The 21234-nt window shown below is 64.4% G+C and carries 19 protein-coding genes, 1 pseudogene and 1 riboswitch; of the genes and pseudogenes, 12 read left to right on the top strand and 8 right to left on the bottom strand.

Annotated features, from left to right (window positions below; all coding sequences use genetic code 11):
- Nucleotides 1-126: 126 nt before the first annotated feature.
- Together ligB and TO66_RS29295 are read left to right on the top strand one after the other, a co-directional pair.
- Entirely contained in the window at nt 127-1827 is a 1701-nt protein-coding gene (gene ligB, locus TO66_RS29290) for an NAD-dependent DNA ligase LigB (RefSeq protein ID WP_044465524.1), read from the top strand.
- Nucleotides 1828-1924: 97 nt separating this feature from the next.
- Entirely contained in the window at nt 1925-2320 is a 396-nt protein-coding gene (locus TO66_RS29295) for a DUF1090 domain-containing protein (RefSeq protein WP_044465525.1), read from the top strand.
- A gap of 54 nt (nt 2321-2374) precedes the next feature.
- On the opposite strand, the gene TO66_RS29300 is transcribed toward TO66_RS29295, so the two are convergent.
- Nucleotides 2375-2824, bottom strand: a complete 450-nt coding sequence (locus TO66_RS29300; protein WP_044465526.1) for a cytochrome c — start codon at nt 2822-2824, stop codon at nt 2375-2377.
- Nucleotides 2825-2952: 128 nt separating this feature from the next.
- Here TO66_RS29300 and TO66_RS29305 point away from each other — a divergent pair, with 128 nt between their 5' ends.
- Entirely contained in the window at nt 2953-4128 is a 1176-nt protein-coding gene (locus TO66_RS29305; protein WP_044465527.1) for a murein transglycosylase A, read from the top strand.
- Between the two features lie 172 nt (nt 4129-4300).
- Here the strand turns inward: TO66_RS29305 and TO66_RS29310 are convergent, their stop codons facing one another.
- Nucleotides 4301-4687: an MAPEG family protein gene (locus tag TO66_RS29310; RefSeq protein WP_044465528.1), complete on the bottom strand. Its 387-nt coding sequence runs from the start codon at nt 4685-4687 to the stop codon at nt 4301-4303.
- A gap of 40 nt (nt 4688-4727) precedes the next feature.
- Nucleotides 4728-5561 (bottom strand): EamA family transporter, encoded by an 834-nt coding sequence (locus TO66_RS29315; protein ID WP_044465529.1) that lies wholly within the window; start codon nt 5559-5561, stop codon nt 4728-4730.
- A gap of 212 nt (nt 5562-5773) precedes the next feature.
- Here TO66_RS29315 and TO66_RS29320 point away from each other — a divergent pair, with 212 nt between their 5' ends.
- Nucleotides 5774-6943 carry an MFS transporter gene (locus tag TO66_RS29320; RefSeq protein ID WP_044465530.1) on the top strand — a complete coding sequence of 390 codons (1170 nt, stop codon included), beginning with the start codon at nt 5774-5776 and terminating at the stop codon, nt 6941-6943.
- Between the two features lie 159 nt (nt 6944-7102).
- On the top strand, nt 7103-8362 hold the full coding sequence (locus TO66_RS29325) for a sodium:proton antiporter (protein WP_044465531.1): 1260 nt from the start codon (nt 7103-7105) through the stop codon (nt 8360-8362).
- 119 nt (nt 8363-8481) lie between these two features.
- On the opposite strand, the gene TO66_RS29330 is transcribed toward TO66_RS29325, so the two are convergent.
- Nucleotides 8482-8886: an acyl-CoA thioesterase gene (locus tag TO66_RS29330; RefSeq protein WP_044465532.1), complete on the bottom strand. Its 405-nt coding sequence runs from the start codon at nt 8884-8886 to the stop codon at nt 8482-8484.
- A gap of 196 nt (nt 8887-9082) precedes the next feature.
- Nucleotides 9083-9188, top strand: a riboswitch (S-adenosyl-L-homocysteine riboswitch).
- Nucleotides 9189-9210: 22 nt separating this feature from the next.
- On the opposite strand from TO66_RS29330, the gene ahcY reads away from it, so the two are divergent.
- From ahcY to TO66_RS29355, 5 genes and pseudogenes are all read left to right on the top strand, one after another.
- Nucleotides 9211-10620: an adenosylhomocysteinase gene (gene ahcY, locus TO66_RS29335; RefSeq protein ID WP_044465533.1), complete on the top strand. Its 1410-nt coding sequence runs from the start codon at nt 9211-9213 to the stop codon at nt 10618-10620.
- A 191-nt stretch (nt 10621-10811) separates the two neighbouring features.
- The gene (gene metF, locus TO66_RS29340) at nt 10812-11657 is read left to right on the top strand and encodes a methylenetetrahydrofolate reductase [NAD(P)H] (protein WP_044466182.1); all 846 of its coding nucleotides are present in this window, start codon (nt 10812-10814) and stop codon (nt 11655-11657) included.
- 81 nt (nt 11658-11738) lie between these two features.
- Nucleotides 11739-12821: a hypothetical protein gene (locus TO66_RS29345; RefSeq protein ID WP_044465534.1), complete on the top strand. Its 1083-nt coding sequence runs from the start codon at nt 11739-11741 to the stop codon at nt 12819-12821.
- A gap of 56 nt (nt 12822-12877) precedes the next feature.
- Nucleotides 12878-13691 (top strand): annotated as a pseudogene (locus TO66_RS29350) (substrate-binding periplasmic protein); the annotation flags it as partial.
- Between the two features lie 227 nt (nt 13692-13918).
- Nucleotides 13919-15775, top strand: a complete 1857-nt coding sequence (locus tag TO66_RS29355; RefSeq protein WP_044465536.1) for a DEAD/DEAH box helicase — start codon at nt 13919-13921, stop codon at nt 15773-15775.
- Nucleotides 15776-16022: 247 nt separating this feature from the next.
- Here the strand turns inward: TO66_RS29355 and TO66_RS29360 are convergent, their stop codons facing one another.
- Both TO66_RS29360 and TO66_RS29365 read right to left on the bottom strand, forming a co-directional pair.
- Entirely contained in the window at nt 16023-16622 is a 600-nt protein-coding gene (locus TO66_RS29360) for a YceI family protein (protein ID WP_044465537.1), read from the bottom strand.
- A 32-nt stretch (nt 16623-16654) separates the two neighbouring features.
- Nucleotides 16655-17206, bottom strand: coding sequence for a cytochrome b (locus TO66_RS29365; RefSeq protein WP_044465538.1), 552 nt, complete (start codon nt 17204-17206; stop codon nt 16655-16657).
- Nucleotides 17207-17485: 279 nt separating this feature from the next.
- Here TO66_RS29365 and TO66_RS29370 point away from each other — a divergent pair, with 279 nt between their 5' ends.
- Together TO66_RS29370 and TO66_RS29375 are read left to right on the top strand one after the other, a co-directional pair.
- Nucleotides 17486-18892 (top strand): adenosylmethionine--8-amino-7-oxononanoate transaminase, encoded by a 1407-nt coding sequence (locus TO66_RS29370; RefSeq protein WP_044465539.1) that lies wholly within the window; start codon nt 17486-17488, stop codon nt 18890-18892.
- A gap of 84 nt (nt 18893-18976) precedes the next feature.
- Nucleotides 18977-19696 carry a 16S rRNA (uracil(1498)-N(3))-methyltransferase gene (locus TO66_RS29375; RefSeq protein WP_044465540.1) on the top strand — a complete coding sequence of 240 codons (720 nt, stop codon included), beginning with the start codon at nt 18977-18979 and terminating at the stop codon, nt 19694-19696.
- 234 nt (nt 19697-19930) lie between these two features.
- On the opposite strand, the gene TO66_RS29380 is transcribed toward TO66_RS29375, so the two are convergent.
- Both TO66_RS29380 and TO66_RS29385 read right to left on the bottom strand, forming a co-directional pair.
- A complete protein-coding gene (locus TO66_RS29380; RefSeq protein ID WP_044465541.1) occupies nt 19931-20833 on the bottom strand; it encodes a transporter substrate-binding domain-containing protein in 903 nt (300 codons plus the stop codon).
- A gap of 27 nt (nt 20834-20860) precedes the next feature.
- Complete coding sequence (locus TO66_RS29385; protein WP_044465542.1) at nt 20861-21211, bottom strand: RidA family protein; 351 nt, start codon at nt 21209-21211, stop codon at nt 20861-20863.
- Between the last annotated feature and the right edge of the window lie 23 nt (nt 21212-21234).

Genomic DNA, 21234 nt, shown 5'->3' on the forward strand with positions numbered 1-21234 from the left:
GAGCGCGCACCCCATGTACTGCGCGTCGATCGCTTCCGCGCAACACCCGGCAACCCATCCGTCCTTTCCCGCCCCAGCCCTGCGCTCTAGCCTGCAACCTGACTCCCCCGAGCAAGGATGCTCCCCATGCCCTACGCCTCATTTCCGCTGGCCGGTCTCATCCTGACCTCCTTCGCCCTGATCTCCTTGGCCCTGCCGACCGCCGCCGGTGCCTGCCCAGCCTGGACGCCTGCCCAGGCGCGCGGCGAAATGCTCGCCCTGCAGCAGCACATCGAGCGCTGGGACGACAGCTACCACCGCGAGGGCCTGTCGCCAGTGGCCGACGAGCTTTACGACCAGTCCCGCGCCCGGCTCGAGCAATGGCAGGGCTGCTTTCCCGAGATTGCCGTCGAGCCCGGCAACCCGCTGCGCACCGCCCGCGGCACCGTCCCCCACCCCATCGCCCATACCGGCGTGGCGAAGCTGGCCGACGCCAGCGCCGTGCAGCGCTGGCTCGCCGGGCGCGAGGAGGTCTGGGTACAGCCCAAGGTCGACGGCGTGGCGGTGACGCTGATTTATCGCCAGGGACGGTTCCAGCAAGCCATCAGCCGCGGCGATGGCCTCCGGGGCCAGGATTGGACCGGCCCGGCCCGATTGATCGACGCCATCCCCAAACGCCTGCCCGAACCTCGGGACTTGCTGCTCCAGGGGGAACTCTATTGGCGCCAGGACCGGCACATCCAGGCCAGGGCCGGCAGCCAGAATGCACGCAGCCAGATCGCCGGCCTGCTGGCGCGCAACGCGCTGGAGATGCGGCAGGCCAGCCAGGTCGGCCTGTTCGTCTGGGACTGGCCGCAGGGCCCGGACACCCTGCCGGAGCGGCTGGCCGGCCTCGAGGCCCTGGGCTTTCCCTTGAGCGGCGAATACAGCCAGCGCGTCAATACGCTCGCCGAAGTCCGCCAATGGCGAGAACACTGGTACCGATCGGCCCTGCCCTTCGCCAGCGACGGCATCGTCCTGCGCCAGAGCCGGCGCCCGGAAGCCCAACGCTGGCAGGCCCGGGCGCCCTACTGGATCGCCGCCTGGAAGTACCCGCACGCCCAGGCCCTGGCTCTGGTGCGCAAGGTCGACTTCAGGGTCGGCCGCACGGGGCGGATCACCCCGGTGCTCGAACTCGAGCCGGTGCGGCTGGACGACCGCCAGATCAGGCGAGTGAGCCTGGGGTCGCTGGCACGCTGGCAGGAACTGGACATCCGCCCCGGCGACCAGGTGGCGATCAGCCTGGCCGGCCTGACCATACCGCGCCTGGATCGCGTGGTAGTGCGAGCCAGCCGGCGGCCGCCGGTGCAGGCTCCGGACGCCGGCGCGTTCCACACCCTCAGTTGCTGGCAGCCAGTGCCCGGCTGTAAAAGCCAGTTCCTGGCACGCCTGGCCTGGCTCAGCGGCAAATCCGGACTGGACCTGCCGCACGTGGGGCCGGGCACCTGGAATACACTTCTGGACGCAAAACTGATCAACGGACTGGTCGATTGGTTGACCCTCGACCCCGCAGAGCTTGCTAACATTGCCGGCCTTGGCGAGCGCAGCACCGCGCGCCTGCTGAACAGCCTGCGCAGTGCCCGGCAACAGCCATTCCATCGATGGCTCAAGGCCCTCGGATTGCCACCGACCGGAAATGCCGGGCTCGAACACGGCTGGGAAGCACTGGCAGCCAGGACCACCGAACAATGGCAGACCGAAAGCGCAATCGGCCCGGAACGCGCCGCTCAGTTGAGCGCCTTCTTCCGCGATCCGCAGGTCCTGGCCTTGAGAGAAAAATTACGCGCCGCCGGCATCGAGGGTTTCTGAAGCCTTTACCGCCGGAGGCATTGAACCCCGGCGGCGCATGTGGCTCAAACAGCCCATCGCCCCACTCCTGCTATTCATCTTTTCACCTGGAGCCCTTATGAAATTCCTTGCACCGCTCACCCTTTTCGCCGCGTTCAGCCTCGGCGCCCCAACCCTGATGGCGGCCGAACAGGCCCAGCCACTCACCGGCTGCGCCGCCAAGCGCCAGGCCATCAGCACCCAGATCGAACAGGCCAAGGCCCACGGCAACAGCGAGCAACAGGCCGGCCTGGAAAAGGCCCTGAGCGAAACCACCGCCAACTGCACCGACGCCTCGCTGAAAAAGGAACGTGAAAACAAGGTGCTGGAGGCCAAGCATGAAGTCAGCCGGCGTCAGGCCGACCTGGACAAGGCGATGAAAAAAGGCGACGCAGAGAAGATCAACAAGCGCAAGGACAAGCTGGCAGACTCCCGCAAGGAATTGCAGGAAGCCCTCGACGAGCTGGACAAGTAAGCGCGCGCCGTCGCGGCAGCAACGCCTGCCGCGAGCCTATCGGGCAGCAATCAATCAGTGATCGCGGAACTCTTTGTGGCAGGCGCTGCAGGCATCTTCGACCTTCTGCACCGCCGGCCCCAGGTTGCTGGCCTTGTACGGCTGGACCTGGCTGGCGATCACCAGTTCGCCGGTGGCCGCCTCGAGAATGCGGGCCAGTTCCTGGAAACGCGCCTGCTTCTGCCAGACATCGTCGGTGGCGCTGCTGTGCTCCTGCTCCCGGACCTGCGGAAAGTGCTTCCAGGGCTCGTGCGACAGGCTGTCCAGCTTGACCGCGCCTTCGGTAAAACGCGGGCCGTCGAACGGGATGCGTCCGCGGAGCATGCCGCCCAGGTCCTCACCGGTCTTGAGCATCTGCTTGAAGATCGCCTTGCGCTGGCCCAGCGGGGAGTTCGGATCGACGCCGCCACAGGCGGACAGCGCCAGGCAGGCCAGCAATACAACAGAGAGTCTTTTAAGAGTCATGGTGGCTTCAGGTCACGGGAAACGGCCGCCAGTATCCTCGCCTGCCCGGCAAAGACCAATAGCCCTATTAATAATATGGATTGCCCGCAAGCGCCCGGCGCCCAGGCAACCTCCAAAGGAAACCCTCAATGAACACCCGCTTCAAGCTATGGCGTCGACACCTGGCGTGGGCCCTGCCCACGGCGATCCTGCTGGCCGGATGCAATGGCGGCGACATCGGCAAGCCACCCCAGACCCACGCCATCGCCACCTACACCAGCGCCAGCTGGGAGGCCTTGCCCGCCGTGTCCGACAACGACCTGCTGGCCGGCTTCGGCTCCTGGCGCAGTGCCTGTACCCGCTTGAAAACCGACCCGACATGGGGCCCGACCTGCGCGAGCGCGGCCAGCGTGCCGCTGACCGCTCCCGACGTGCGCGGCTTCCTCAAGGAGCACCTGGACGTCTACGGCCTGCGCTCGGCCAGCGGTAGCAGCAATGGCCTGATCACCGGCTACTACGAGCCGGTCTACCCGGGCAGCCTGACCCAGACCACCACCGCCTCGGTGCCGGTGTATGGCGTACCGGAAGACATGATCATCGTCGCCCTCGACAGCATTTACCCCGAACTCAAGGGCAAGCGCCTGCGTGGCCGCCTCGAAGGCCGGGTGCTGAAACCCTACGACGATGCCGCGACCATCGAGAGCAAAGGCGTCAAGGCGCCCGTCATCGCCTGGCTGACCGACCCGATGAACCTGCAATTCCTGCAGATCCAGGGCTCGGGCCGCATCCAGCTGGAAGACGGGCGCCAGTTGCGCATTGGCTATGCCGACCAGAACGGCCACCCGTACCGCCCCATCGGCCGCTGGCTGGTGGACCAGGGCGAGCTGAAGAAAGAAGACGTGACCATGGGCACCATCGCCGCCTGGGCCAAGGCCCACCCGCAGCGCATCCCGGAGCTGCTGGGCAGCAACCCCAGCTATGTGTTCTTCAACCGCAACCCGGACAGCAACGAAGGCCCGCGCGGCTCGCTGAACGTTCCGCTGACGTCCGGCTACAGCGTGGCGGTGGACCGCAAGGTGATTCCCCTGGGCAGCCTGTTGTGGCTCTCCACCACCCGGCCGGATGGCAGCAGCCTGATCCGTCCGGTGGCGGCGCAGGACACCGGTGGCGCGATCGCCGGCGAGGTGCGCGCCGATCTGTTCTGGGGCACCGGCGACGCGGCGGGGCAACTGGCAGGCGACATGAAACAGCAGGGCCAGATCTGGATGCTCTGGCCCAAGGGCGCCACCCTGCCGAAAGTACCCGAGGTTGCCGACGGCAAATGATCCTGTAGCCGCTGCCGGGCCGGCGCCCAGACGGGCGGCATTGCGCTGCGGCGGCCGCAAGGGGCCAACGCGGCTGGCCAGACCCGACGCCTTCTCAGGTTTTGCGCCTGCTGCGCAGTCGATCGCAGCCTCGCAGGCTCGGCAGCGGCTACAGGGTCAGCGCCAGGCTTGGTCAGATGGAAACGAAAAACAGGCTGGCGACCAGCACCATGCCGATGAGCCAGACCAGCGAGCGCAGGATCGCCCAATCCGCCAGGTAGCAGATGATGTACAGCAGGCGGCTGGTGATGAACAGCACGGCGATCACGTCGATGGTCACCAGCTCGGCGACGTTGGCGATATGCGCGATGATCACTCCGGCCGCGAAGGCCGGGGTCACTTCGAAGCTGTTGAGCTGCGCCGAATGCGCGCGTTTGGCGAAACCCTCGAGCCTCTCCAGATAGGCCCGGGGGTCGTGGTTGTCCCGCAGGCCGAAGGTGCCGCCACTGAACTTGGCGAGGCCATTGCACAGGTAAGGCAGGAAGATAGCGATCAATACACACCAGAACGCGACGGTCATGGCAGGGTCCTTTTTTTAATGTCATGAGGAGGGAACAGGGTCAGAACTTCATTACCAGCATGCCGATCAGCACCAGCCCACAGGCTAAGAGCCGGGGTCGGCCGAAAGGTTCTTTCAGGTAGCGCATGCCGAACAGCACCACCAGGATCACGCTGATTTCCCGCAATGCGGCCGCCTCGGCGATCGACCCCAGTTGCATGGCCCACAGCACCAGAGCGTAGCTGAACAGCACGCAGAATCCGACGCTCAGCCCCAGCCGCCATTGTTCGCGCCAGAACAGCGTGAACGCCGCCCGCTTGCGCAGCAGCGCCAGCAACGGGAAGGGCCAGGCGCTGAGCAGTGTCACCCACACCAGGTAATCCAGTGGGTGGGACCAGCGGCGCAACGCCTGGCCGTCGATAAAGGTGTAGCAGCCGATGCACAGGCCGATCAGCGCCACCACCGGCAGCATCGACCAGGGCAGACGGTCGCCGCCACCGCCCTGCCACAGCAGGCACAACATGCCGAAGGGGATCAGCAGGATGCCGAGGATCTGCTGCGGGCTGAGCACTTCGCCGGCGAAGATCAGGGTCAGGGCCAGCACCACCAGGGGCGAAAGGCCACGCATCAGCGGGTAGACCAGGCCCAGGTCGCCGACCCGGTAGGCCTGGATCAACAGATAGCGGTAGAGCAATTCGAAGGCCGCCGAAGCCAGGATCCACGGCCAGAGCGCCAGCGGCGGCCAGTCGACGAACCCCAGCATCAGCGCCACGAACAACAGGGCGACGCTGTCCATGCAGGCCACCACCAGCAAGCGTTCGCCACTGAACTTGATCAGGGTATTCCACGCCGCATGCAGCAGCGCCGCCACCAGTACCAGAGTTGTCGCCAGCACCCCAACCTCCCTGTTTGCTTGAAGAGAATCGATTCACCTGGGCATCCCGGCTGTCTATACTGACGCCAACCACGCCGCACTCAGTTGCGCATGTATCTATTCCAATAATTTCTGCCGCCACCCGATCCGCCGGACTCGATCCCCGCGGAAGAGGAGAGCCGGCATGCGCATGCCTGATCAGAGCGTCAAGACTACAGACAGAGAATCCTTGCATGCCACTCGCCTTGCTTGCACTGGCTGTTGCCGCCTTCGGCATCGGTACCACTGAATTCGTCATCATGGGCCTGTTGCCCGATGTCGCCCGCGACCTGTCCGTCAGCATCCCCCATGCCGGCCTGCTGATTACCGGCTATGCCCTGGGCGTGGTGTTCGGCGCGCCGATCCTCGCCATCGGCACGGCCAACATGCCGCGCAAGGCGACTCTGCTGGGCATGACCCTGATGTTCATCCTCGGCAACGTGCTCTGCGCGCTGGCGCCGAACTACACCACGCTGATGGCGGCACGGGTGATTACCGCGCTGTGCCACGGGGCATTCTTCGGCATCGGTTCGGTGGTCGCCGCCGGCCTGGTGGCGCCGAACAAGCGCGCCCAGGCCATCGCCATGATGTTTACCGGCCTGACCCTGGCCAACGTGCTCGGCGTACCGCTGGGCACCGCGCTGGGGCAATACGCCGGCTGGCGCTCGACCTTCTGGGCGGTCTCGGTGATCGGCGTGGTCGCGGCCATTGCCCAATGGCTCTGGCTGCCCCGGCACATCGCCATGGACAAGGCCAACCTGGCCAGCGAGTTCAGGGTCCTGGGCAAGGCCAATGTGCTGCTGGCCCTGGGCATGAGCGTCCTGGCGTCCACCAGCCTGTTCAGCGTCTTCACCTATATCGCGCCGATCCTGCAGGACGTCACCGGTGTCAGCCCTCATGGCGTGACCGTCATGTTGCTGCTGTTCGGCGTCGGCCTGACGGCCGGCAGCATGCTTGGCGGGCGCCTGGCCGACAGCCGCCTGCTGCCCTCGCTGGTGGCCATGGCGCTGGCCGTGGTACTGGTGCTGGCCGCGTTCAGCCAGACCAGCCGGGCGCTGGTCCCGGCGGCAATCACCTTGCTGCTGTGGGGTGTCTTCGCCTTCGCCCTGTGCCCGATCCTGCAATTGCTGATCATCGACCAGGCCCATGAAGCGCCCAACCTGGGCTCGACCCTGAACCAGAGCGCCTTCAACCTGGGCAACGCCGCCGGCGCCTGGATCGGTGGCCTGGTGGTCGCCAGCGGCGCCGACCTGGCCGACTTGCCCTGGACCGGTGCGCTGGTCGGCGGGTTGACGGTGCTGACCGCGCTGTTTTTCATTTACCTGCAACGTCGTCAGGCCGCCGCGGTCAACGTATCGGGCTGAGCCTCGCCGGGGTTGCCGGTCCATCGAGCGCGCCGGCCGGCATCGCCAGAGAAATCTGAACTTTCCTGACCGGTGTGCCCCAGGCCGCCCCCGCCCCATCAAACCCTTGCCCGATGGTTTTCGGGCGTTCTTTTCACGCTTTCATCCAAAGGAGTCCGGATGCTCGAGCTTGTCGCTGCCTTCATCTGCCTGACCACCCTGCTCACCTACGTCAACTTCCGCTTCATCGGCCTGCCGCCGACCATCGGCGTCATGGTCACCGCCCTGCTGTTCTCCCTGTTGCTGCAAGGCCTGAGCTTCCTCGGCTATCCCGGCCTGGAAGAGCGCGTGCAACAGCTGATCGGCCAGATCGACTTCGGCGACCTGCTGATGAACTGGATGCTGTCGTTCCTGCTATTCGCCGGCGCCTTGCACGTCAACCTCAACGACCTGCGCAGCTATCGCTGGCCCATCGGCCTGCTGGCCACGGTTGGCGTCTTGATCGCCACCTTCGTCATCGGCAGCCTGGCCTACTGGATCTTCGGCCTGTTCGGCTGGCACGTGAGTTTCCTCTACTGCCTGCTGTTCGGCGCGCTGATCTCGCCGACCGACCCCATCGCGGTACTCGGTGTGCTGCGTACCGCCAACGCCTCCAAACCGTTGAAAACCACCATCGTCGGCGAATCGCTGTTCAATGACGGCACGGCGGTAGTGGTGTTTACCGTGCTGCTGGGCATCGCCCAGCTCGGCGAGACCCCGACCCTCGGCGCCACCGCGCTGCTGTTCGCCCAGGAGGCCATTGGCGGCGTGGCGTTCGGCGGGCTGATCGGCTACCTGGTGTACCTGATGATCAAGAGCATCGAGCAGCACCAGATCGAGGTGATGCTGACCCTGGCGCTGGTGATCGGCGGCTCGGCAATGGCCAGCGAACTGCACGTCTCGGCACCGATCGCGATGGTGGTGGCGGGCCTGATCATCGGCAACCTGGGGCGCAACCTGGCGATGAACGACATGACCCGGCGCTACCTCGACGGTTTCTGGGAACTGCTCGACGACATGCTCAACGCCCTGCTGTTCGCGCTGATCGGCATGGAGCTGTTGCTGCTGCCGTTCAACTGGCTGCACCTGGCGGCGGCGAGCCTGCTGGCGGTGGCGATCGTGCTGTCGCGGCTGCTCACCGTGGCCCCGGCCATCGTCCTGCTACGGCGCTGGCGCAGCGTGCCGCGCGGCACCATCCGGGTCCTGACCTGGGGTGGCCTGCGCGGCGGGGTTTCGGTGGCCCTGGCCCTGGCCCTGCCATTGGGCCCGGAACGCGACCTGGTGCTGAGCATCACCTACATCGTGGTGCTGTCGTCGATCCTCTTGCAGGGCCTGACCATCGGCAAGCTGGTGCGCCGTGTCACCAGCGACGCACCGGCGGCCACGCAGGACGCGCACTGACACCCTGTAGGAGCAGATTGCTCGCGATCAGGGCTGCCAGGCGACGCGATCTGACTGAAACAGCGCGGGGCCTGGGCGGGCCGATCGCGAGCAAGCTTCGCTCCTACAAGGGGATCGGGTCAGGCGATGGGATCGCCGTCCTTGAACTGGTCCTTCACGTATTTGATTTCGGTACGCCCGTGAGGGGCCGGCAAACCATCCTCGCCCAGGTTGACGAAGACCATCTTCTCCACGGTGAGGATGCTCTTGCGGGTGATCTTGTTGCGCACTTCGCACGTCAGGGTGATCGAGGTGCGGCCGAATTCGGTGGCGGTGATGCCCAGCTCGATGATGTCGCCCTGGCGCGAGGCGCTGACAAAATTGATTTCCGAAATGTACTTGGTGACCACGCGCTGGTTGCCCAGCTGGACGATCGCGTAGATCGCCGCCTCTTCGTCGATCCAGCGCAACAGGCTGCCGCCGAACAGCGTGCCGTTAGGGTTGAGGTCTTCGGGTTTTACCCACTTGCGGGTGTGGAAATTCATGCTCGCTCCTGACCGTCTTGCCGATTGATGCCGGCATCATGGCAGAGCCCGGCGCAGAGCTCTATTGGGCTTCTACTATGGTCGCGATTACCGTTCGAACATCGTCCGACAGAAATCCTTGGGAAGTCGCTGGCAGACAGCTATAATCGCCCCGCTTCAAAACGGTAACTATCACTTGATACCGTTTTCCCGCCACCTGTCCGAGGGGCGCTGCAGCAGGTTCGACCTGTCAGGCTCGGATGGGGCGTTGTCTGGTCGTGAAGTTCGGCCAGTCACTAAACGCACAACGGCGCCCATTCGCATACTTACGAATGGAGGCTCTTCATGAGCGCTGTAATCACGCCTGCAGATTTTACCGACTACAAAGTCGCCGACATGTCCCTGGCCGCCTGGGGCCGTCGCGAAACCATCATCGCCGAGTCGGAAATGCCGGCCCTGATGGGTCTGCGCCGCAAGTACGCCGCTGAACAACCGCTCAAGGGCGCGAAGATCCTCGGCTGCATCCACATGACCATCCAGACCGCCGTGCTGATCGAGACCCTGGTTGCCCTGGGTGCCGAAGTACGCTGGTCGTCCTGCAACATCTTCTCGACCCAGGACCAGGCCGCCGCTTCCATCGCCGCCGCCGGCATCCCGGTATTCGCCTGGAAAGGCGAGACCGAGCAAGAGTACGAGTGGTGCCTGGAGCAGACCATCCTCAAGGATGGCCAGCCTTGGGACGCCAACATGATCCTCGACGACGGCGGCGACCTGACCGAGCTGCTGCACAAGAAGTACCCGCAGGTGCTGGATCGCGTCCACGGCGTGACCGAAGAAACCACCACCGGCGTGCACCGCCTGCTGGACATGCTGGCCAAGGGCGAGCTGAAGATCCCGGCCATCAACGTCAACGACTCGGTGACCAAGAGCAAGAACGACAACAAGTACGGCTGCCGTCACAGCCTGAACGATGCGATCAAGCGCGGCACCGACCACCTGCTGTCCGGCAAGCAGGCGCTGGTCATCGGCTACGGTGACGTGGGCAAGGGCTCGGCCCAGTCCCTGCGTCAGGAAGGCATGATCGTCAAGGTGTCCGAAGTCGACCCGATCTGCGCCATGCAAGCCTGCATGGACGGTTTCGAACTGGTTTCGCCGTTCATCGACGGTATCAACACCGGCACCGAAGCGAGCATCGACAAGGCCCTGCTGGGCAAGATCGACCTGATCGTGACCACCACCGGTAACGTCAACGTCTGCGACGCGAACATGCTCAAGGCCCTGAAGAAGCGTGCCGTGGTCTGCAACATCGGCCACTTCGACAACGAGATCGACACCGCCTTCATGCGCAAGAACTGGGCATGGGAAGAAGTGAAGCCGCAGGTCCACAAGATCCACCGTACCGGCCCGGGCGCATTCGACCCGCAGAACGACGACTACCTGATCCTGCTGGCCGAAGGCCGCCTGGTGAACCTGGGCAACGCCACCGGTCACCCGAGCCGCATCATGGACGGTTCGTTCGCCAACCAGGTACTGGCGCAGATCTTCCTGTTCGGCCAGAAGTACGCCGACCTGTCGCCGGCCCAGAAAGCCGAGCGCCTGACCGTTGAAGTACTGCCGAAGAAACTCGACGAAGAAGTGGCCCTGGAAATGGTCCGCGGCTTCGGCGGCGTGGTCACTCAACTGACCAAGCAACAGGCTGACTACATCGGCGTAACCGTCGAAGGCCCGTTCAAGCCGCACGCTTACCGCTACTGATCGGTTCTGCCGCCTGCGCTCTTCCAGGGAGCAGGCGGCAGAAACCCTGCTGCTCCCTGTAGGAGCGAAGCTTGCTCGCGATGCAGGCACCGCGGTTTCCCAAAACACCGCGGGGCGGCTATCGCGAGCAAGCTTCGCTCCTACGGGCAGCCCAGCACCCGCAAGGCTTACGAGTTTCCAAGGGTATGACCATGTCCCAAGACCGTCGCTACAGCTTCGAGTTCTTCCCGACCAAGACCGATGCTGGGCATGAAAAACTGCTCGCCACTGCCCGCCAGCTGGCCAGCTACAACCCCGACTTCTTCTCCTGCACCTACGGTGCCGGTGGCTCGACGCGCGACCGCACGATCAACACCGTGCTGCAGCTCGAAAGCGAAGTGAAGATCCCGGCCGCGCCACACCTGTCCTGCGTGGGCGACAGCAAGGCCGACCTGCGTGGCCTGCTGAGCCAGTACCAGGCTGCCGGCATCAACCGTATCGTCGCCCTGCGCGGCGACCTGCCTTCGGGCATGGGCATGGCCAGCGGCGAGCTGCGTCACGCCAACGACCTGGTGAGCTTCATTCGCGAAGAAACCGGCGATCACTTCCATATCGAAGTCGCGGCCTATCCGGAAATGCACCCACAGGCGCGCAATTTCGAAGACGACCTCAACAACTTCGTACGCAAGGCCAACGCCGGCGCCGACAGTGCGATCACCCAGTATTTCTTCAACGCCGACAGTTACTTCTACTTCGTCGATCGTGTCAGAAAAATGGGGGTAAACATTCCGATTGTTCCGGGCATCATGCCGATCACCAATTACAGTAAACTCGCGCGCTTCTCCGATGCCTGCGGCGCGGAAATCCCGCGCTGGATCCGCAAGCAACTGGAAGCCTATGGCGACGACAGCCAGAGCATCCAGGCCTTCGGCGAACAGGTCATCACCGAAATGTGTGAACGTTTGTTACAGGGCGGTGCGCCAGGGTTGCACTTCTATACTCTGAACCAGGCCGAACCAAGCCTGGCCGTCTGGAACAACCTGAAGCTGCCGCGTTAACCCCCCGACAGCATCAGAAGAAGGCCTTGGCGGAATCCAAGGCCTTTTTTTTATCCCTAAACATCTGAAGGATCGCCGTAGATGTCTACAGGCAGCACCGCAGCACGCCCGCAATTGATCTATCTGGTTTATGGCGCCGCGACCTATCACCAGGAAGCCGTGTTCAGCATTGCCAGCGCCTTGGCCGGGCTGCGTGAAACACCGGGGGAGCCCCTCGACATCCAGGTCTTCACCGACAATGCCGCGCCTTATCGCGACCTGCCCGTGCGCGTGCGCCCGCTGGACGAAAGCACCCGCCAGGCGTGGATCGCCCCGCACGGCTACCACTTCCGCGCCAAGCACGTGGTGATGCGCCAGGTGCTGCAAGAATCCGAACTGGCGCTGCTGATCGACACCGACACCTTCTTCCACTGCTCGCCGCTGGAGCTGTTTCGCCGCATCGAGCCCGGCACCCTGCTGTGCAACGCGTTTGGCATGTGCTACGGCGCCAACAAGGAATCCGGCCTCTACCAGCACCTGGCCGGCCTGCTGCGGGAACGAGAACTGGCCGACGACCGGATGCCCCTGCTGAATTCCGGGGTGATCGGCCTGCACCGGGCGGATGCCGATGTGCTGGAGCGCTCCATCGCCCTGATGGACGAGTTGTACCCCTTGGCCCACGGCGCCTACACCCTCGAAGAGTTCTGCCTGTCGGTAGCGGCCTACCGCCGCAAGCAGGTCCGCGAATGCCCCGATCTGATCCACCACTATTGGAGCCGCAAGCAGCTGTTCCGCGCCAAGACCAAGGCCTGGCTGCACAAGCACAGCGCGGCGCCCACCAGTACGGTCGCCCTGGACGAAACCCGGCTGGTTACCGCCACGCTGCCTCGTCCGCCCGTCCTGCAACGCCTGGCCTACAAACTGGTGACCCTGGCCCTGCCTGCCCATCAGCGGCAGTTCATGCGCGAGATCCTCTACGGCTGCTACCGCCACACCAACGAATTCGACCAGGCCTGCGCCCCGGTCTGGTGGGAAAAGGCCCGGGAAAACGCCGAAGGCCGCTTGAAACAACAGCTCGACAGCCATCAACTGGAGCGCTGGTTCAACCACCCGGTCATTCGCCTGGTACTGGGGCAGCGCCGCAACGCCATCTGCCTCCACCTGATCGAGGCAAAGGCTGACTGAGGCTTGAGCTAGACAGCCTCTAGCCATTGAACGGCCTCTGGGCGTAATCTCCCGCGATGCCCGTCATTGCCCAGCTGCTGACCACCTTTCTCCTCGCTTGCCTGAGCCTGACCGCCCATGGCGAGAAGCTGCTGATCGTCACCGAACCCTGGGCCCCCTACGTGTATGAGGAACAGGGCAAGGCCCAGGGACTGGACTACGAAACCACGGCCATCGTCTTCCAGCGCCTGGGGATCGAGGTCGAATGGCAATTCCTGCCCTGGAAGCGCTGCCTGGCCATGCTCGAACAAGGCCAGGCCGACGGCGCCCTGGACATTTTTCACAGCGACGAACGCGAGAGCAGCCTGCTCTACCCCAGCGAACCGCTGTCGGACGTCGAGTTCGTGATGTTCTACGCCAACGCGCGGCCCCACCCCTTCCGTACCCTGGACGAACTGAGCGGGCTGACCGTGGGCACCTCCCCCGGCTACCTGTACAGCCAGGAGTTCAGCCAGTCCGCCCTGTTCAAGCACGAGCCGGCGCCGACCCACGAAGCCAACTTCGGCAAGCTGCTGCGCGGGCGCATCGACCTGCTGATCACCGACCGGCGGGTCGGCCAGCACCTGCTGGACCAATTGCAGATTCGCCAGCAGGTCACCATGAACCCGGTGGTCATCAGCCGCCAGAGCCAGTTCCTGGCAGTGCGGCGCAACGCCGGCATGGACCTGCTGGTGCAACGTTTCGGCGCCGAACTCAAGCGCTTCAAGCGCGAGCCGGCCTACGCCGAACTGAGCGCCCGCTACGGCGCGGCGCCGGCCCTGGTCGACGCTGGCGCGGGCGCTGCGCTGCCACCGGCTGAAAACCGTTGAGCAGCAGGACAGCAGCGTACGCCGATTGCTCTGTTATACTCCGGCCTTCCCGCCAGGCTCACGCCCGGACGCTCGACCCTGTTCAAGGCCTCTCGATACGCTACAGCGCAGCCACAAGGCCCGCGCGAGCCCTCGCCGATGAGCCTTCAGGAGCCAGCAGGACCGGACGGGATTGCGTCCTCTTGAACGCCATTCGCGCCAGGCAAGATTATCCCTCTGGGCCAAGCCCTCACTAAAACAGGATTACTCATGTCCTTTGCTTCCCTCGGTCTCTCCGAGGCTTTAGTCGGCGCCATCGAAGCCGCCGGCTACACCCAGCCTACTCCCGTGCAACAGCGGGCCATTCCCGCCGTGTTGCAAGGTCGCGACCTGATGGTCGCGGCACAGACAGGTACTGGTAAAACCGGTGGTTTCGCCCTTCCGATCCTGGAGCGGTTGTTTCCCAACGGTCACCCGGACAAATCCCAGCGTCACGGCCCGCGCCAACCGCGCGTACTGGTCCTGACCCCGACCCGCGAACTGGCCGCGCAAGTGCATGACAGCTTCAAGCTGTATGCCCGCGACCTGAAGTTCGTCAGCGCCTGCATCTTCGGCGGCGTCGGCATGAACCCGCAGGTCCAGGCCATGGCCCGTGGCGTCGACGTGCTGGTGGCCTGCCCCGGCCGCCTGCTTGACCTCGCCGGCCAGGGCAGCGTCGACTTGTCCCACGTGGAAATCCTCGTACTGGACGAAGCCGACCGCATGCTCGACATGGGCTTCGTCCATGACGTGAAGAAAGTCCTCGCCCGCCTGCCCGCCAAGCGCCAGAACCTGCTGTTTTCCGCGACCTTCTCCAAGGACATCACGGACCTGGCCGGCAAGCTGCTGCACAACCCCGAGCGCATCGAAGTCACGCCGCCGAACACCACGGTCGAGCGCATCGAGCAACGGGTGTTCCGCCTGGCCGCCAGCCACAAGCGTGCGCTGCTGGCCCACCTGATCACCGCCGGCGCCTGGGAACAGGTGCTGGTCTTCACCCGGACCAAGCACGGCGCCAACCGCCTGGCCGAGTACCTGGACAAGCACGGCCTGACCGCCGTCGCGATCCACGGCAACAAGAGCCAGAACGCCCGCACCAAGGCCCTGGCCGACTTCAAGGCCGGTGAAGTGCGGATCCTGGTCGCCACCGATATCGCCGCCCGCGGCCTGGACATCGACCAGCTGCCGCACGTGGTCAACTTCGAGCTGCCGAACGTCGACGAAGACTACGTGCACCGGATCGGCCGTACCGGTCGCGCCGGTCGTTCGGGCGAGGCGATCTCGCTGATCGCCCCGGATGAAGAGAAGCTGCTCAAAAGCATCGAGCGCATGACCAAGCAGAAGATCCCCGACGGTGATCTGCAAGGTTTCGACGCCAGCGCCGTGGAAGCCGAGAAACCGGAAGTGCGCGAGCGTCCGGATGTGCGTAACCCGCGCAACGCCCGTGGCGCGCGCGGCGACGGCGCGAGCAACGGCGGTGGCCGCAAAGACAAGGGCAAGGACAAGGGCAAGGACAAACCGGCCGCCCGCGGCGAGCGTCCGGCCCGCGAACAGAAACCTCGCGAAGGCACCCCGGCCAGCCAGCAGCGCCCGCCGAAGCCAAGCCCGGACCGCGCCCCCGACGAGTTCCTGGACGACGATGTGGATAACTTCGGCAATCGCGCCGACTACGTCAGCCCGTACCAGAACAAGAACAACCAGGGCCGCGGCCGCCGTCCTGGCGCGCCAGGCCAGGGCGCAGCCAACGGCAATGCGCCACGCGGCGGCGGCCAGGGTCGCACCGGCGGCGGTCAACGCAACGGTGGCGGCGCCAGCAACTCCGGCAGCCAGCCGGCCAAGCGCAGCGGTGGCTCGCGCAACGGTGCCGCGCGTGACGGCCAGGGACGTCGCGAAGAATCGCGTAACCGTCGCCCCGGTCGTGATGACCAGGCGCGCCAGGAGCCCGCGGTCCAGAACACCCGCAGCAACCAGCCGAAGATCATGCACAAGGAGTCGAAAGCCGACCGCTTCCCGACACCCGAGCAGCTCGATCAACTGCCAAGCCGCCCACGCGGCGAAAAACCGGCCTTGCTGACCCGCAATCGCTGAGTTTTCCACCGCAATGAAAAACGCCCCTGATCGGAAGATCAGGGGCGTTTTTGTTCCGCTATGCGTACGGTATGAAAAACGCCCCGGGCCGTGGGACCCGGGGCGTTTTTCTGGAGCTTCTGTAGCCGCTGCCGAGCCTGTGGCGAGGCTGCGATCGACCGGGAACCGGTCGCAGGCTTCAGGGCCATGAAGGTCCTGCGGACCTTGTCGCAGCCTCGCGGGCTCGGCAGCGGCTACAGGCGAAGCATTACTTTGCTTTCACACCTTCGAAGGTGATGTACAGCTGAACGGTGTCGGACTGTGGACCAACATCCATGCCGTCCTTGTTGAACTCTTTACGGCTGATGCTGGTGGTGCCTTCAAAACCTGCACGGTAGCCACCCCATGGATCCTTGCCTTCACCCAGGAAGGTGGCCTTGACCACGATAGGCTTGGTCACGCCGTGGAAAGTCAGGTCGCCAGCCACGTCAGCGGTCAGCTTGCCATCAGCATTCTTGCCAGTTGGCTTGACGCTGGTGGACACGAACTTCGCATCAGGGAATTTGCCCGATTCCAGGAAGTCCTTGCTGTTGACGTGCTTGTCACGCTCGGCGTGGTTGGTGAACACGCTGGCGGTGCGCACATTGACTTCGATCTTGGCGTCTTCAGGCTTGGCCGCGTCGAAGCTGAACTTGCCGTCCAGGTCCTTGAAGGTACCGGTGATGAAGCTGTAGCCCAGGTGGCTGATCTTGAAGTCGACGAAGGCGTGCTGGCCTTCCTTGTCGATCACGTAGTCGGCGGCCATCGCCTGGCCGGCGGACAGCAGGGCAGAACCGATTGCCAGAGCGGCGAGAGTCTTTTTCAACATGCTTCCTATTCCTTTTGAGTCGAGGTTGAACATCAGGCTTTGCGCCCCAGCATACGAGTCAGGGTCGCGTCACGATCGATAAAGTGGTGTTTCAGCGCGGCCAGCCCATGCAGCCCGGCGAAAATCACCAGGGCCCAGGCCAGGTACAGGTGCACCTCGCCAGCCACGTCCGCCTGGTCCGGAAGACCGGAAACCAGGGCAGGAACTTCAAACAGACCGAACACCGGGATCCCGACACCGTCTGCGGTGGAAATCAGGTAACCGGCAATCATCACAGCGAACAGGCTGAGATACAGAAAGGCATGGCCGAAAACTGCGCCCAGGCGCGTCAGGCGACCGTGGCTGGCCGGTGCGGGCGGCGGCGGGCTGACGAAGCGCCACAGCACCCGCAGCAGCATGACCGCGAACAGCGTCAGGCCGATGCTTTTGTGCAGGTCCGGCGCGTCTTTGCGCCATGCACTGTAGTAATCCAGGCCCACCATCCACAGGCCCAGCGCGAACAATCCGAAGACTACCAGCGCCACACTCCAGTGCAGGAAAATGCTGACCGCGCCATAGCGCGAAGAAGAATTGCGTAGCTGCATCACTTAAATCCTGTAAGAACTGCTGCCCAAGACTATCGATTTAACTATCGGATTAAAGCGGAAATTTTCGCTTTGAAATATCGAGAAATACGATGTTGATCGTACGAACAGTAAATTAACCAAGCGTTAAGGTCTACGTGGGGCAAACGTGACAGAGCGTTCCACCACCGCGTCCAATTCGTTCGCACCCTTGCAATGGGTTGTGACGCCGCCTGGCATTGCATAGGCTTGCGCGATTGTTTGCCGGCATACCCCGCCACCGTTTCCTGGAGACTGAACATGGGCCTCAACCACCAGTGGATGCAACGCGACCTCGCGGTGTTATGGCATCCCTGCACCCAGATGAAAGACCACGAACAGCTGCCGCTGATCCCGATCAAGCGCGGCGAAGGCGTGTGGCTGGAGGACTTCGAAGGCAAGCGCTACCTCGACGCCGTCAGTTCCTGGTGGGTCAATGTGTTCGGCCATGCCAACCCGCGCATCAACCAGCGCATCAAGGATCAGGTCGATCAACTGGAACACGTGATCCTCGCCGGCTTCAGCCATCAGCCGGTGATCGAGTTGTCCGAGCGCCTGGTGAACATCACCCCCGAGGGCCTGACCCGCTGCTTCTACGCCGACAACGGTTCGTCGTGCATCGAAGTGGCGCTGAAGATGAGCTTCCACTACTGGTTCAACCGCGGCCAGCCAGGCAAGAAACGCTTCGTCACCCTGACCAACAGCTACCACGGCGAGACCATCGCCGCGATGTCGGTGGGCGATGTGCCGCTGTTCACCGAAACCTACAAGGCGCTGCTGCTGGACACCCTCAAGGTGCCGAGCCCGGATTGCTACCTGCGTCCCGAAGGCATGAGCTGGGAAGAGCACTCGCGCAACATGTTCGCGGCCATGGAGCAGACCCTGGCCGAACACCACGAGAGCGTCGCCGCGGTGATCGTCGAGCCGCTGATCCAGGGCGCCGGCGGCATGCGCATGTACCACCCGGTGTACCTCAAGCTGCTGCGCGAGGCCTGCGATCGCTACGGCGTGCACCTGATCCACGACGAGATCGCCGTCGGCTTCGGCCGCACCGGCACGATGTTCGCCTGCGAACAGGCCGGCATCCGCCCGGACTTCCTCTGCCTGTCCAAAGCCCTGACCGGCGGCTACCTGCCGCTGGCCGCGTGCCTGACCACGGACGAGGTGTACAGCGCTTTCTACGACGACTACCCGACCCTGCGCGCGTTTCTGCATTCGCACAGCTACACCGGCAATCCACTGGCCTGCGCGGCGGCGCTGGCGACCCTGGACATCTTCGAGCAGGACCAGGTCGTCGAGAGCAACAAAGCCCTGGCCCAGCGCATGGCCAGCGCCACCGCACACCTGGCGGACCACCCGCACGTTGCCGAAGTGCGCCAGACCGGCATGGTCCTGGCCATCGAGATGGTCCGGGACAAGGCCAGCAAGACCGCCTACCCCTGGCAGGAACGCCGTGGCCTGAAAGTCTTCCAGCACGCCCTGGAGCGTGGTGCCCTGCTGCGCCCCCTGGGCAGCGTGGTGTACTTCCTGCCGCCCTATGTGATTACCCCGGAGCAGATCGACTTCCTCGCCGAGGTCGCCAGCGAAGGCATCGATATCGCCACCAGCGACAAGCTCAGCGTCGCCGTTCCCGAAGATTTCCACCCGGGCTTCCGCGATCCGGGCTGATGCCCCGCCAACCGGCCTGCTCCGCGCTGGAGCGGGTCGCCTCGCGACGCACCGATTGACCAGCCTTTTTCCCAGAGAACCACCATGAGACTGTCCCGCTTCTTTATCGACGCCCCCCTGAGCCTCGGCGAACACGAACTGCCGGAGGCCCAGGCCCACTACATCGGGCGCGTGCTGCGCATGGCCGAAGGCGATGCGCTGCAACTGTTCGACGGTTCGGGCCACGAATTTCGCGGCACGCTGCTGGAAGTCGGCAAGAAACGCGTGGTGGTCCGGCTCGACGAAAGCTTCGCCGGGCAGGTCGAGTCGCCGCTACAGATCCACCTCGGCCAGGGCCTGTCCCGGGGCGAGCGCATGGACTGGGCGATTCAGAAAGCCACTGAACTGGGGGTGAACGACATTACCCCGATTTTCAGCGAACGCTGCGAAGTGCGTCTGAAGGACGAACGCGCCGACAAGCGCCTGGCCCACTGGCGCCAGGTGGCCATCAGCGCCTGCGAGCAATGCGGGCGCTCGCGGGTGCCGGTGATTCATCCGCCGGTGTTGCTGGCCGACTGGATCAAGCAGACCCAGGCCGACCTCAAGCTGGTGCTGCACCCGGTGGCCGAGCCGCTGGAGAGCCATGCCAAGCCTGCGACCCTGGCATTCCTGATCGGGCCGGAAGGCGGCTTGTCCGACGCCGAAGTGGCCCAGGCCCAGGACGCGGGCTTTTTGCCGGCGCGCCTCGGCCCACGGGTACTGCGCACCGAAACCGCGCCAGTGGTGGCGCTGGCGGTGGCGCAGCAGCTCTGGGGCGATTTCTGACCCACATCTGTCTCTGTAGGAGCAAGCGGGCGGCGATCCGACTTGCTCGCGAAGCATTTCACCTGACACTCCGCGGCGCAGCCATCGCCAGCAAGCTTGGCTCCTACAGAAGCCGACCAGCCGCAACCTCGCTTCTGTAGGAGCGAGGCTTGCCCGCGAGGCGTTTTGCCTGACCCACCGCGGTGCTGGCCATCGCCGGCAAGCCTGGCTCCTACAGAAGCGCAAGCGACCTAACTACTCCACCGGATCGCTCACTGGCTTGGCGATGATCGCCTTCAGCTCGCTGGTCATCGGGAATTCCAGGTTCAGGCCCTTGGGCGGAATCGGCTGCTCGAACCAGCGCTGGTAGATGCCGTTGATCTCCCCTGAGCGGTACAGGTCGGCCAGGGTGGCGTTCACCAGTTCGAGGAACTGCGGGTCGTCCTTGCGCACCATGCAGCTGTAGATTTCCCGTGACTGCTCCTCGCCCACCACCACCCAGTTGTGCGGATCGCGGGCCTTGGCCCGTTCGCCGTAGAGCAGCGCGTCATCCATGTAGAACGCCGCGGCGCGACCGGATTGCAGCATCTGGAAGGCTTCGCCGTGGTCCTTGGCGCTGATCACGAACATGTCGATCTTGTGCTCGACGTTGTAGCTCTTGAGGAAACGTTCGTTGGTGGTGCCGGCGGTGGTCACCACGTTCTTGCCGCGCAGGTCGGCAAAGCTCTTGATCCCGCTGTCCTTGGCGGTCAGCAACTGGCCTTTGACGTAGATGAAACCGTAGGAAAACGCCACCTGCTTCTGCCGTTCGGCGGTGACCCCGGTGGAGCCGCACTCCAGGTCCACGGTGCCGTTCTGCACCAGCGGGATACGGGTCTGCGAGGTCACCAGGTTGTACTTCACCGCCAGGTGCGGCAGCGCCAGCTGTTGGCGGATGCGCTCGACCACCTTGTTCGCCAGGTCCACCGAATAGCCCATCGGCTTGCCGCTGCTGTCGCCCACATAGGAAAACGGCACCGACGCATCGCGATAACCCAGGGTAATACTGCCGGCATTGGCGATCTTGCCCAGGGTGCCGGTCAGCGGCGCCTCGCTGGCGTACAGCGGGGAGCCGAGCAACAGGCCGAGGGCGCAGCCGAGCAACGTGATTTTTTGCATTGTTATTCTCCGTTGTGGGTGAAGGCGTTAGCGGCGAGCCGCGATGACAGTGATTTCCACCAGGATTTCCGGGCGCGCCAGCGCGGCCTGCACCGTGGTACGGCTCGGCGCCTGCCCCGGGGACAACCAGGCCGACCACACCTCGTTCATCGCCGCGAAGTCGCGCTGGATGTCTTTCAGGTAGATGGTCGCGCTCAGCAGATGATCCTTGTCGCTGCCGGCCTCGGCCAGCAAGGCGTCGATCTTGGCCAGCACTTCGCGGGTCTGGCCGCTGGCATCCAGGGCCGCGCCCGGTACCTGGCCGGAGAGGAACAGCAGATCGGCGAAGCTCACCACGCCGCTGAGACGGTCGTTGCTGTGAAGACGCTGGATAGTCATGGAACAACTCCTTGTAGGTTGAA

The organism is Pseudomonas sp. MRSN 12121 (genome assembly GCF_000931465.1).
GTDB lineage: Bacteria > Pseudomonadota > Gammaproteobacteria > Pseudomonadales > Pseudomonadaceae > Aquipseudomonas.